7 protein-coding genes and 1 tRNA gene are annotated in these 13923 nt (G+C 50.5%); 6 read left to right on the forward strand and 2 right to left on the reverse strand.

From position 1 onward, the window contains the following. The first annotated feature begins 224 nt into the window (after nucleotides 1–224). Complete coding sequence (locus BUA93_RS06955; RefSeq protein WP_083597208.1) at nucleotides 225–1097, forward strand: FISUMP domain-containing protein; 873 nt, start codon at nucleotides 225–227, stop codon at nucleotides 1095–1097. A 320-nt stretch (nucleotides 1098–1417) separates the two neighbouring features. Here the strand turns inward: BUA93_RS06955 and BUA93_RS06960 are convergent, their stop codons facing one another. Beyond that, entirely contained in the window at nucleotides 1418–3280 is a 1863-nt protein-coding gene (locus tag BUA93_RS06960) for a phosphoenolpyruvate carboxykinase (GTP) (RefSeq protein WP_072978435.1), read from the reverse strand. A 261-nt stretch (nucleotides 3281–3541) separates the two neighbouring features. On the opposite strand from BUA93_RS06960, the gene glgC reads away from it, so the two are divergent. After that, entirely contained in the window at nucleotides 3542–4792 is a 1251-nt protein-coding gene (gene glgC / locus BUA93_RS06965; protein ID WP_072978436.1) for a glucose-1-phosphate adenylyltransferase, read from the forward strand. A gap of 152 nt (nucleotides 4793–4944) precedes the next feature. Here the strand turns inward: glgC and BUA93_RS06970 are convergent, their stop codons facing one another. Further along, on the reverse strand, nucleotides 4945–5781 hold the full coding sequence (locus BUA93_RS06970) for a hypothetical protein (RefSeq protein WP_072978437.1): 837 nt from the start codon (nucleotides 5779–5781) through the stop codon (nucleotides 4945–4947). Nucleotides 5782–6013: 232 nt separating this feature from the next. Between BUA93_RS06970 and nifJ the strand changes: the two genes are divergently transcribed. From nifJ to BUA93_RS06990, 4 genes are all read left to right on the forward strand, one after another. Further along, nucleotides 6014–9583, forward strand: a complete 3570-nt coding sequence (nifJ, locus tag BUA93_RS06975; RefSeq protein WP_072978438.1) for a pyruvate:ferredoxin (flavodoxin) oxidoreductase — start codon at nucleotides 6014–6016, stop codon at nucleotides 9581–9583. A 185-nt stretch (nucleotides 9584–9768) separates the two neighbouring features. Then, nucleotides 9769–10152, forward strand: coding sequence for a hypothetical protein (locus BUA93_RS16215; RefSeq protein WP_175547386.1), 384 nt, complete (start codon nucleotides 9769–9771; stop codon nucleotides 10150–10152). 411 nt (nucleotides 10153–10563) lie between these two features. Then, nucleotides 10564–10639 (forward strand) — tRNA-Asp (locus tag BUA93_RS06985). A 96-nt stretch (nucleotides 10640–10735) separates the two neighbouring features. Then, complete coding sequence (locus BUA93_RS06990) at nucleotides 10736–13894, forward strand: FISUMP domain-containing protein (protein ID WP_072978439.1); 3159 nt, start codon at nucleotides 10736–10738, stop codon at nucleotides 13892–13894. The last annotated feature ends 29 nt before the right edge of the window (nucleotides 13895–13923 follow it).

Genomic DNA, 13923 nt, shown 5'->3' on the forward strand with positions numbered 1-13923 from the left:
CATCATACATTACAAGATGCAATCACTCTATTCTCTTAAATAGCAGAAAATACGGTAACTCGCCATCAATCAAGAATTTACCGCAATACACAAACAAACGAAAAAATAAAATTACACAATGGTTTGGCACAATCATTTACATACACTTTGATACTATATATTTCTAAAACATTAGTACAAATATTAGCAGTCATTTTCTATATTGAATTAAAAAGAGGTAATAAATGAGTTACAAACTATTTATAGGACTTGCTCTAACAATTTTGTGCGCATGCAGTGACGACACCAGCTCAACTAAGCCTTCTCCCGAAGAACCAGAAAATGCATCTTCTAGTTCCATACAAGAAAACAATTCTCTCAGTTCTAGTTCCATAACTGCAATAGAAAGTTCTTCAAGTGTAGAAGTAACCAGTTCTGCCGAAGAGTCAATGTCTTCTTCAGAAGACTTCGTTCTATCCAGCGATTCTGCACCGGTTTCTAGTTCCAGCAAGGTAACAGCCAGTAACTACGACCCAGTAACGGGGATTCTTACTGATGAGCGCGATGGGGAAACCTATAAGACTGCAAAGATCGGAACCCAAGTATGGATGGGCGAAAATTTGAGATTTGTTGTAGAAAAAGGAGAAAACTCCTGCCAACACTTTGATAATGACATTTCTGATTCTATCGCAAAAAAATTTGGACGTCACTACTCATGGATTGCTGCTGCTCAGCTTCCTTGCGAGTATGACACCCTATGGGCATTCTCAGGCGACAACTCAATTATTAAGGAACCTCATCAGGGAATCTGTCCCAGTGGTTGGCACATACCAACACGCGATGAATGGCAAACTCTACTGAGCACGGTTCCTCTACAAAGTATTCTGTCTACCGAATGGAAAAAAACTTTGCATGGCTATGAGGGAACCGATGATTACGGATTTTCCCTCAATCGTGGTCGATTTGAGGTTGAGGACTACCAGGAATTCCTCATTCTTAACGAGCGGGCCATTGATAAAAACTATAGTATAGCAATTTACCATGATGAGAACCCGGTTCATTTAGTGACTTCGCCCAAATTTTATAGTGGCGCTTATCTTCGTTGCTTAATGGACTAAATAAGAATCTGAGAATCCAAAGAAAAATGACCTGTAACACAGGTCATTTTTTTTAAAAGAACCGCGGCCCGCTGAAAGCTAGTCGCATATTTCGTTATAAAAAAATCCCCGCCACCATCGCTGGTAGCAGGGATTTTTAAAGTTCCTTAAGGAAACTTATTATGCGTTGCGCTCTACGAGCGCAGGCATATCGGCTCGGAAATGGGAACAAACGAGTTTGTTCCCGCTTCACTCGCCTTATTGGACTGCTTTGCAGTCCGTTGTTCTACGCCTCGGTCATGGTCTAGCAAGCTAGACCGCGACTCTCGGCTTGCGAACAATTATGCCTTATTCAGACGATCCTGGATCATGTCGATGATTTCGGAGAGTTCCTTCGGGAGGTGCTTGCCGAACTTCGGATAGTGGTTTTCCTTAACGTCAGCGAGTTCCTTCTTCCAGCCTTCCACGTCAACCTTCGTGATCTGCGGGAGAGTTTCCTTATAGTAGTCAGCGAGACCATCAGTATTGATGGCGCCTTCCTTCGGCATGTAACCGATCGGAGTTTCGACAGCGTTGTCAACACCGTTGCAGCGGTCGAAGATCCAAGCGAGCACGCGGCTGTTGTCGCCGTAACCCGGCCACATGAAGCCACCCGGAAGCTTTTCGTTGTTGGCATCCTTGCGGAACCAGTTCACGTAGAAGATCTTCGGAAGCTTGTCTTCAGTGGACTTCTGACCGATTTCGATCCAGTGCTTGAAGTAGTCGCCCATGTTGTAGCCGCAGAACGGGAGGATGGCGAACGGGTCGCGACGGATCTTACCGACCTGAGAGGCGTCAATCGTAGAGGCAGCGGTGATTTCGGAACCCACGATGGAGCCGAGGAACACGCCGTGGTTCCAGCTGAGGGACTGGTGGACCAGAGGAATGGTGGACGGACGACGGCCACCGAAGAGGATTGCAGAGATAGGCACGCCTGCCGGATCTTCCCATTCCTTAGCAATGCACGGGCACTGCTTGGCCGGAGCGGTGAAGCGAGCGTTCGGGTGAGCCATTTCTTCGCCCTTAGGAGCCTTGTCCTTCGGGAGAGCGTCACGGGTCTTGCCCTTCCAGTCAACGAGCTTGCCCTTAGCCGGGTAGCCGATGCCTTCCCACCACACGTCGCCGTCTTCAGTGAGGGCGCAGTTGGTGTAAATGGTGTTCTTTTCTGCAGAGATAAGAGCGTTCTTGTTGGATTCTGCAGAGGTGCCCGGAGCAACGCCGAAGAAGCCGGCTTCCGGGTTGATAGCGTAGAGACGGCCATCCTTACCAAACTTCATCCATGCAATGTCGTCACCGATGGTTTCGACCTTCCAGCCCGGGATAGTCGGGATGAGCATGGCGAGGTTCGTCTTACCGCAAGCAGACGGGAATGCGCCAGTCACGTACTTGACTTCGCCCTTCGGGTTGGTGAGCTTGAGGATGAGCATGTGTTCAGCGAGCCAGCCTTCGTCGCGAGCGAGAACGGTAGCGATACGGAGAGCGAAGCACTTCTTACCGAGAAGGGCGTTTCCACCGTAGCCCGAACCGTAGGACCAAATGAGGCGTTCTTCGGGGAACTGAGTGATGTACTTGTATTCAACGTCAGCGCAGGGCCAGATGCCGTTGTCGCTTTCGCATTCGCGGAGCGGCTTACCAACGGAGTGGAGGCACGGAACGAAGTCAGCGTTCGGGTCTGCATTGAAGATATCGAGAACCTTCTTGCCGGCGCGAGTCATGATGTCCATGTTGAGAACGACGTATTCGGAGTCCGTGACTTCGATACCGTTCTTAGAAATCGGGGAGCCGAGCGGGCCCATGCAGAACGGGATCACGTACATGGTACGACCGTGCATACAACCCTTGTAGAGCTTACGCATCGTCTGCTTAAGTTCAGACGGGTCGATCCAGTGGTTGGTCGGACCTGCATCTTCTTCCTTCACAGAGGAAATGAAGGTACGGGATTCGACGCGGGCCACGTCAGACGGAAGAGAACGGAACAAGTAGCAGTTTTCCTTCTTGGCAAGCTTTGTGGCGAGGCCGGCCTTGACGCACTTCTGCATGAGGGCATCGTATTCTTCCTGGGTGCCGTCAACGACAACGACGTTGTCCGGTTCGCACATGGCGATCATTTCATTCACCCAAGTACTGATCTTCGGGTGCTTGATATCGTTAAGAGTAAGACTCATTATGAGCTCCTATTGGGTTTAACGTTTGTTTCGATAATTTCGAACGCGGTAAAATCTACAAAAATAATTTACAGATTGCAGGGGGATTTTTAAAAATTTGACCAAAAAACACCCGTCATCCTCCACACGCAGTCCGCCCTCCCCCATAAAAAAATTTTTTTTGCGATTTTTTTTGCTTTTTTGATAAAAAAGTTTACATTTTCGTCAAAAAATACATAAATTAGGCTTGTGTATACAAAAAAGTAAACCTCAAGAGGTTATATGAGTTGGTCTTATTCTAGGGAACATCAAAAAAATATTCTTTGTATGATTATGGCGGGCGGCCAAGGAAGCCGTCTGCAACCCCTCACCCGCGACCGCGCCAAACCGGCTGTTCACTTTGGCGGAACCTATCGTATTATTGACTTTGTTCTGAACAACTTTATCAACTCCGGCATCTTCAAAATCAAGGTGCTCACGCAGTTCAAGAGCGATTCCCTGAACAAGCATATTTCGGCAGCCTGGAATCTGAACGCAAGCCTCGACCAGTATGTGGACCTGGTGCCTGCCCAGATGCGCACTGGCGATGACTGGTATAAGGGGACCGCCGACGCCATTTTCCAGAACATCAACCTCATTACCGACGAACGCCCGGACCTCGTGGCTATTTTCGGTGGCGACCATATTTATAAGATGGACATCAACCAGATGATTGATTTCCACCTGAGCCGCGCCGCTCTCTTGACTATCGCCGCCATTCCGGTGCCGGTTTCCGAGGCGCGTGAATTCGGTATTATTGAAGTTGACGCCGATAACCGCATGATCGGTTTCGAAGAAAAACCCAAGAACCCGAAAGAAATGCCCGGCAATCCCGGCTACTGCCTCGCGAGCATGGGCAACTATATCTTTACGAGCAAGTTCCTGGTGCGCGAACTCCTGAAGGGAGCCGAAAATGGGGCTACCGACTTTGGCAAGCACATCATTCCGAGCCTGTACAAGGACTACCCTGTTTACGTGTACGACTTCAATACCAATATAGTGCGTGGCGAACAGGCCAGCACCAAGGGCTACTGGCGCGATGTGGGCACTCTTGACGCCTTCTTCGAAGCGAACATGGACCTCTGCTCCGAGAATCCTCCGTTCGACCTTTATAATAACTATTGGCCGATTCGTACCTTCAACTGGAACCAGCCGCCTGCAAGGTTCTTCGCCGGCGACGGTGATTCGCATCAGGGGGCAGCAATCGATTCCATCGTGTCTTCGGGCTGTATCATTGGTGGCGGTACCGTTGTCAAGAGCATCCTCTCCCCCGGCGTGACCATCCAGAAGGACGCCCTCGTCGAGGAATCGATTCTTTTCCCGAATGTGACCATCGGTCCGGGAGCCAAGGTGCGCCGAGCCATTATCGAAAAGGGCCTGCACATTCCGGCGGGTTTCCAGATTGGCTACGACCTGGAACGCGACAGGAAGCTTTTCCACGTGACCGAATCCGGCATCGTCGTCCTCGCTAAGGATACGATCATTAAAGCGTAGGAGGCGAGTGTCGCGGGAAAGCTTGCTTTCCCATGACCGAGTCGACGAAGCTTGCGCTCGAAGAGCGCAACGCATAGTTGTTAAAGATAACAAGCATTAGAAAAGTCCCGGTCATGAACCGGGACTTTAAACTTTTTCCAATTAATGGACGATTAGAAATTACCAAAGTCTAAATCCGGCACCCATTCACCGCCTGTGCAGACCATCGGCATCGTTATTTCGTTGATTTCAAGATTCTTCTTGGCACCTTCCGGGGCACAAGCATTAGCTTCCTCGTCTTCGGCCCATTGGCCATCTTTGCAAACGCGCTTCATCGTTATTCCACCCAAGTCCACTTCCTGGGTTTCGCCCTCCTTGCAAGACTGATCGGCTTCCCATACGCCATCCTTACAAACCATCTTTGTCGAATAGCTCTTTCCATTCAAGGTCACGGACGTATCCTTGGTGGCGCCTTCAGTTTCGCAGGAATTGTCGACTTCATTAAGGTCTTCGTCATAAGTCCATTCGCCTTCTTCGCAAACCAGCTTAACCGGCAGAGAAATGCCATTCATCGAGAAGGTCGTATCCTTAATAGCGCCTTCTTCGGAACATGCAAGCAAACTCTTGTCAATAGACCATTCGCCGTCCTGGCAAACAAGTTCAAGCGAAACACCCATATAGGAGGTCATTTCTTTCGCACCTTCCTGATCGCAGGAAGCACCCAATGCGGCAACAGAGCCTTCTTCGCTAGAAGAGCTTACGCCGCTCTGGGATTCATTAGAAGTCGGATTAGCGGCCTTGGATTCGCTGGACTGGATGTCGTTACCCTTGGATTCGCTAGAGTTGATTTTTTCACCACCCTGGGCGTCGCTGGATTCCGTCACGGAAGCGCTGGATGCCGGCTCTGCATTTTCCTTCGGGGCTGCCGGGGAAGATTCATCGTCACAAGCCACCATGAGGCCGAAAGAGGCAGAAAGGGTAAGGGCCAAAGCCATTTTTTTCAAATTCATACAGAACTCCTTTTGATTTGTTTACATAAAAGATGTATTTTTGTGACATCTTTTTCAATGAGAAATTCATAAAAAATGTTGCAGAAAAGAAACAATTAAATCGGATTGGTTCATCACTGCCATTTTTTTCTTGAATTACGCATTTTTTCAAAAAATTTTCTGTTTTTTTTGTCGAAATCTATGTAATTTTATTCTCGGATTTTTAATTCAACCCAATATTGGAGATACACACATGGCAAAAAAGATGATTGCGTGTGATGGTAACGAGGCCACCGCTAGCGTAGCATTTGCTGTTAGCGAAGTTGCGGCTATTTACCCGATTACACCGTCTAGTCCTATGGCTGAGCACGCCGACAACTGGAGTGCTGCAGGCAAGAAGAATATTTGGGGACAGGTTCCCCGCGTGTTTGAAATGCAGTCCGAAGGTGGCGCTGCCGGTACCGTTCACGGAGCGCTCCAGGCCGGTGCTTTGACCACGACCTTCACCGCTTCCCAGGGTCTTCTCTTGATGATCCCGAACATGTACAAGATTGCGGGCGAACTGACCCCCACGGTCTTCCATGTGACTGCCCGTGCCCTTGCCATGCAGGGCCTTTCTATTTTCGGTGACCATTCCGACGTGATGGCCTGCCGCCAGACCGGCTTTGCCATGCTCGCCTCCAGCTGCGTGCAGGAATGCCAGGACCTCGCTCTCGTGGCCCACGCTTCTACTCTCGAAAGCCGCGTTCCGTTCATGCACTTCTTCGACGGTTTCCGTACCTCCCACGAAGTGATGAAGATCGAAGCTCTCGAAGACGGCGTTATCCGTAACGTCATCGACGAAAAGTACGTGAAGGCTTGCCGTGAGCGCTGCCTCACTCCGGACCGCCCGACCATGCGCGGTACCGCACAGAACCCGGACGTTTACTTCCAGGGCCGCGAAACGGTGAACCCGTTCTACGCCAAGGTTCCGGAAATTGTTCAGAAGTACATGGACAAGGTCGCAAGCTACACTGGCCGTCAGTACCACATCGTGGACTACGTCGGTGCACCCGACGCCGAACGCGTGATCATTTCCATGGGTTCTTCGACCTGCACCATCGGTGACACCGTCAAGTACCTGAACGGGAAGGGCGAAAAGGTCGGTCTCGTGAACATCCGCCTGTACCGCCCGTTCCCGATGGAAGCCGTCGTTGCAGCCCTCCCGAAGACCGTCAAGAAGATTGCCGTCCTCGACCGCTGCAAGGAACCGGGTTCCGCTGGCGAACCGCTCTTCCAGGACGCCCTGACCGCTATCTCCGAAGCCGTGATGGCTGGCAAGATGGCTATGCCGAAGATGATCGGCGGCCGCTACGGTCTCTCTTCCAAGGAATTCACGCCGGCTATGGTCAAGGCCATCTACGACGAACTCGCCAAGGCCGACCCGAAGGCACGCTTCTCCGTCGGTATCAACGACGACGTCTGCCACACGAGCCTCACCATCGACCCGAACTTCAAGCTGGAAAGCGACTTCTTCCAGGCCATGTTCTTCGGTCTGGGTTCCGACGGTACCGTGGGTGCCAACAAGAACTCCATCAAGATTATCGGTAACGAAACCGACAACTACGCACAGGGCTACTTCGTTTACGACTCCAAGAAGTCCGGCTCCATGACCACCTCTCACCTCCGCTTCGGTAAGAGCATCATCGACGCCCCGTACCTGATTGGCGAAAACGAAGCCGACTTCGTGGCATGCCACCACACTCCGCACCTGGAATCCGTGAACATGCTGAAGTACGCGAAGGATGGCGCAACGTTCCTCGTGAATACCCCGCACTCCGCCGACACCGTGTGGGATACCTTCCCGCGTCCGGTGCAGGAAGAAATCATCAAGAAGCACCTCAAGGTGTACGTGATCGACGCTTACGCCGTTGCCGCGAAGACCGGCATGGGCCGCCGCATCAACACCGTGATGCAGACTTGCTTCTTCAGTAAGCTCGGTAACGTGCTCGATGCCGAAACCGCCATCAAGTACATCAAGAAGTACGCCGAAAAGACCTACGCCAAGAAGGGTCAGGAAGTGGTCCAGAAGAACTGGGACGCTATCGACGCCTCTCTTGCTAACCTGTTCGAAGTCAAGGTTCCTGCTACTGTCACCAGCAAGAAGGAATTCCGCGCTCCGATCCACGGCGACGCTCCGAAGTTCGTGAACGAAGTCACCGCAGAAATCATCAAGGGCAACGGCGAGCTCCTCCCCGTCTCCAAGATGCCTTGCGACGGCGTGTTCCCGACCGCTACCACCAAGTACGAAAAGCGCGACCTCGCCCTCAACATCCCGAGTTGGAATCCGGACGCTTGCGTGCAGTGCGGCAAGTGCGCCATGGTCTGCCCGCATGCAGCCATCCGCGTGAAGGTTGTGGACGAAGCTGCCGTGAAGAACGCTCCGGAAGGCTTCAAGTTCACTCCGGCCAAGGGCTTCAAGCTCGAAGGTTCCGACAAGCCGGTGTTCGCGATTTCCGTGTCCAGCTACGACTGTACGGGTTGCGGCGTCTGTACGCAGGCCTGTATCGGTAAGGACAAGACCGACGAAACCAAGAAGGCCATCAACATGGTGCCGCAGGAACCCATCAAGGTTCAGGAAGGCAAGTGCTGGGACTTCTTCGTCGACCTCCCGGAATTCGACCGCACCAAGGTCAACAAGAACCTCGTCAAGCAGGCCATGCTCCTCGAACCTCTGTTCGAATTCTCCGGCTCCTGCGCAGGCTGCGGCGAAACCGCTTACGTGCGTCTCGTTTCTCAGCTCTTCGGTGACCGCATGGTTGTCGCCAACGCTACGGGTTGCTCCTCCATTTACGGCGGTAACCTCCCGACCACTCCGTGGGCCAAGAACAAGGAAGGCCGCGGTCCCGCTTGGGCGAACTCCCTCTTCGAAGACAACGCTGAATTCGGTCTCGGTATGCGCCTCGCTATCACGAAGCATGCCAAGCAGGCTCTCTCCCTCCTCGAAGCCGTGAACGTTCCTGCCGAACTCAAGGAAAAGCTCACGACACAGAAGCAGGACGATGAAGCCGGCATCAAGGCCCAGCGTGAAAACGTTGCCGCCCTGAAGGCAGCTCTCGCCGGTGCTACCGACGATGCATCTGTCAGCCTCCGCGACGAATTCGCCGACTACCTCGTGAAGAAGTCCGTGTGGATCTTCGGTGGTGACGGTTGGGCATACGACATCGGTTACGGTGGTCTCGACCACGTGATGGCAACCGGTGAAAACGTGAACATCTGCGTTCTCGATACCGAAGTGTATTCCAACACCGGTGGACAGGCTTCCAAGGCCACGAACCGTGGCGCAGTCGCCCTCTTCGCTGCCGCTGGTAAGCGCGCCGGCAAGAAGGACCTCGGCCTCATCGCCATGAGCTACAAGAACGTTTACGTGGGCCGTATCGCCCTCGGTGCAAACGACGCTCAGGCCCTGAAGGTTCTCCAGGAAGCGGAAGCACACAATGGTCCGTCTCTGATCATCTGCTACTGCCCCTGCATCAACCACGGTTTCGATCTCAACAGCCAGCTTCAGCACCAGAAGATGGCCGTGGATTCCGGTTACTGGACACTGCTCCGTTACAACCCGGCTCTCGCCGCCGAAGGAAAGGCTCCGCTTATCCTCGACTCCAAGAAGCCGACGATCCCGGTTGCAGAATACATCTACACCGAAAACCGCTACAAGCAGCTCACCCGTAACAATCCGGAAGTGGCCAAGAAGCTCGCCGACGACCTCCAGAAGGAAGTGGACGCCCGCTACGCATTCTATGACGCCATGTCCAAGGATACCGAAGGGTTGATCAGCCTGTAAGAGGTATGAGGTCGGCACTCCGTGCCTTTGAGGTATGAGCTCGCTCGCGATGCTCGCTCTGAGGCATGAGTGAGGCCTTTCGGCCTTTGAGGTTATTAGTAAGACGAGAGTCAAGAGAAATCTTGGCTCTCGTTTTTTATTGTATATGTCATTCTTTGACATTTAAAGAATATATATTTGTCTGTATGGATACAATTGAAATTCTAAGCAAATTGGCCTATCTAGAGAAATTAGAACGAGAATTTAAAGAAGCTCACTCAAATTTGAGTCCTTCTGATATTTTTGATTTTTATAAAAAAAATAATTGGCCGATTGTCACCGAACTACAAACACCATTAGGAGTGTTAACGGTATTGGATGAAATAGGAACTATTATTACTGAAATCAACCCTAAGTTACCCATGTCCGTTGCACAAACGGACAGAAATTTCCAGGACTACAACGACCTGTTGTCCTTGCGCAAGGAACTTTCCGAAAAAACAGGCAAGTCCGTGGATGTTGTCATAGAGAAGTTTGCAAACCCCATTATCTTGTATCGAGCAAGCAAGGAGTCCATCCGTGTCGAATGAGTTCGAAACGACTTGATCCGCTAAAGGAAACCTTTATCAAAATCATTAGAGAAGGTCTAGCAAACAAGTCCTTTGACGAAGGTGAATTTGAAGCAGCGAAAAACGCGGGCTTTTACAAGTTCATTGATTTCAATATATTTTAAGAGCTACTTCACCGTCCTGCCACATTCGCGTTAGGCCTCCAGCCACTTGCAGCTATACTGCTTAGTGGCTATGGTCCCCTTTAGGGGAGATAGCGAGCCTGCGAAGCGTGACCCCTTGTGGGAGAGACTTGCCGAGACAATGCCGCGGACACCTCATTTTTTTTCAAAAAAAATGAGTTTTTTTCGCCAACATCCCTTGACAGCGGAATTATTTCTTTTTATATTTGGCTCGTTCGGTTAGGAAACTGACCAAACAAAACAAACTACTGGGGTGGTAGCTCAATTTTGGTTAGAGCACCGGCCTGTCACGCCGGAGGTTGCGAGTTCAAGCCTCGTCTATCCCGCTAAAAAAGCCTCTCGAAAGAGAGGCTTTTTAGTTTTTATTCCATCCGCTCCCCTCCTTTATAATTCTATAATTTGGTTTGTACTTAGGAGGATATATGCGTCAGCGATTCCACGCCATATTTCTTTTTTTATCAGTTTCGGCCCTATCCGTCGCTTTTTGGGGATGCAGTGCGAAAAACAGTTCCGACGCCGAATATATAGATGAAGACTACTCTTCGGAATACGACGATTTTTCAAGTAGCTCCGTTGATTCGCCCGATAGCACATCCAGTTCTAGCGGACAAAAGACAAGCTCTTCGGCCGAGTCCTCCTCCTCTTTAACGTCTAGTTCCTCCGAGGAATATGACTCTCCCAAGACTTCTGCATACATCGATTCTATTTACGATTCCAGGAGCAGCAAGACTTACAAGACCGTACAAATCGGGTCGAATGTCTGGCTTGCCCAAAACTTGTCTTACAAGACGAACAAGAGCAAGTGCTACGATGACCGCCTGGAAAATTGTGAAGTATTCGGACGCATGTACAAGGTCTATTCCGATAGTGTTTGTCCTACCGGTTTCAGCCTGCCAACCAAGGAAAACTGGGAATCTCTCATCAAGATTGCAGGTTCGACCGGGCTGCTAAAAACAAGTCGCTATTGGGAAAAATCCGACAAGGGTAAAAGAGGTAACGATTCCCTGGGCTTGTCGCTTGTACCCGGAGGCCTCTGCAGGGAAGACAAGTGCGCAAAGTTAAACAAGTACGCTTACTACGCCATCAAGGATTCCGCAAGCGCCGTTTACGAAGTCAGCTACGAAAACGACTCCCTCGTGCTCAGGTCCAAGAAAGATTTTGCAGATTCCATCTATGTTTCGGTGCGTTGCATCAAGGCCGCATCGAGCGTGCAGACCGCAAAAGAACTCCAGGCGAACTGCAACAACGGAGATTCGACTTTTGTCATAGACGAAAGGACTCCTTATAAGTGCAAGTATTCTCAGTGGCATAAGGTGCGGGACACTCGCCCCGATAGTTGCAACAAGGAACTTGCAACGACGATCTACAATAATACCCTTTACACTTGCAAGTCAGGGATTTGGGGAACATATTCCTCTCTCGATTTTGAAATCGGCTTCTGCAGCGAAGCGAACAAGGGCGAGACATACGACCTGTTCGGAAAGGCCTACATCAGCAACGACAGTCTAGAATGGCGCTCACTGTCCATTGCGGAAGCGAAGGGAGCCTGCAAAAACAAGTATGCCACCGAAATCGTTTCTTTTGAAGGCGACAAATATGTTTGCGAAAATGAACAATGGCGAAGGGTTATCTACCCCGAAACAAAAGTGGGACTCTGTACCGAAGAAATGGCTGGAGATACGGTTGTTCAGTTTACTGGACGAGCCGCCTCTGCCGGTGGCATCGATGTCGCGTATTTCGAAGTAAAATTCTTTGTTTGTAAAGACAAACAGTGGCGCGAGGCGACTAATGACGATGAAGTTTTTGGTACTTGCGATTCCAAGAGAAACGGCGATGTCGTGCAGAAACCTTCAGTTGCTACCGACAAAAACACGTGGCCTCGCTATGCCTGTGAAAACGGCAAATGGCGCCTTGCTACCACCATCGAAAAATATGCTGGAGTCTGCACCAGTAAAATTCAGGATTCCGTAACAATGGCCGCAGGTTACCATGTCTATTGCGACAAGGGCTCATGGCGTATGGCAACCCCCGAGGAATTCTACGGAGCATGCACCAAGGCTCTGCAGGACGAATATTACGATGATTCTACGAAATACATTTGCGACAACCTTGTATGGCGTAAGCTGGATCCGCCGCCCACAGGAACGACAGAATATTGTACCTCCAAGAACGAGGGTGATAAATTCACCCGCAAGACATCCGTCACGACCCTGCGCTATTACTGCCACAACTACAAATGGACGCCGGTAACGGAACTTGAATACAGGATCGGTATCTGCGAGCAGGATTCGTTGGGAAAGAAAGTCAGCGTATCCCCTGATTCGTCATCTTACGAATGCGTCAAGTTAAGCAACGGAGACTATTGGTGGAAACAGCTGACCATCGAAGAAGAATTTGGCATCAAGTGTGACATGGATTATCAGGATACTGTTCGCCTGAACCAAGTCTGCACAGACGGAGCATGGCGGCAACTGTCGTCCCTTGAAAAGAGTATCGGACTTTGCACTAAAACCCAAGTTGGGAAAATGACCCAAAAATCATCCAGCTACTACGAATGTCGCGCCAACGGGTGGACCACGGTCTCCAGGGAGTATTATGAGCTAGGCAAATGCTCCTCGGAAAACGAAGACTTTGCCGGACGGGCCGGCAGCGTCATCTATTTCTGTAATAGCGGATCCTGGAAAGAAGCCGACGAAATCACGGATCTTACCAAATGCTATTCATACAACCAAAACCATTATGCGGCCTATAAGGGAAACATCTACCGGTGCGACGCCCGTACAAACCGTCAAAAATTGCAATGGGAATTCGAAGGCGACATTACCATAAAGTATGGCCTTTGCACTTCCGATAGAGTTTACAAGAGTGTCGCTTACAATGACAGTTTCTATGTCTGCATGTGGAGGGGCTGGCAGGCCGCCAATCTTGAGGAAGCCCTGAAATCATTCAGTGGTAACGAGGCAAATGTCTACGGTCAGAAGTACGTGCGCAGTGGAAACTCCTGGGCGCCGGTTTACGGAACCATGACCGACTCGCGCGATAAAAAATCCTACAGGACGATCTACATTGAAAACGAAACTTTCATGGTGGACAACCTGAATTATGCCACTCCTGGTAGTAAATGCTACCTGGACGCCGAACGCTATTGCGGAGACGACTATGGCTACGGAAGGTTCTACACCTGGGAACAGGCCCAAAAGGCGTGTCCAACCGGTTGGCACTTGCCCAGTTATACTGAATACAAAAAAATCGTAGGAAGCAAGCTTGAGTTATACATAATTGACCCAAGCACATGGCAAATCAATCAGCAACCAACCAATTTCATCAGCGGACTGGAATACAAGGGAACGGGTGTCTACTACAACGGAACCTTCAACTACGAAAAACTTTATACGGCATTATGGATTGCCGAAGAAGATGGTTCCGCAAACGGCTTTGTCGACTGCCGTAGTTCGCAGAATCCATGCAGCAATATCTTTGGAACATCTACCGTTCCTGCATCTTATGACGAGTCTAGTCGGCCCACGGTTTACGTGAACGCCAAGGACAATTATGCAAATGTCCGCTGCATCAAGGACTAAAGGGATGCCGGGGCGTCACACGCCCCGAA

It is taken from the genome of Fibrobacter sp. UWH4 (assembly GCF_900142475.1).
Classification (GTDB): Bacteria; Fibrobacterota; Fibrobacteria; order Fibrobacterales; family Fibrobacteraceae; genus Fibrobacter.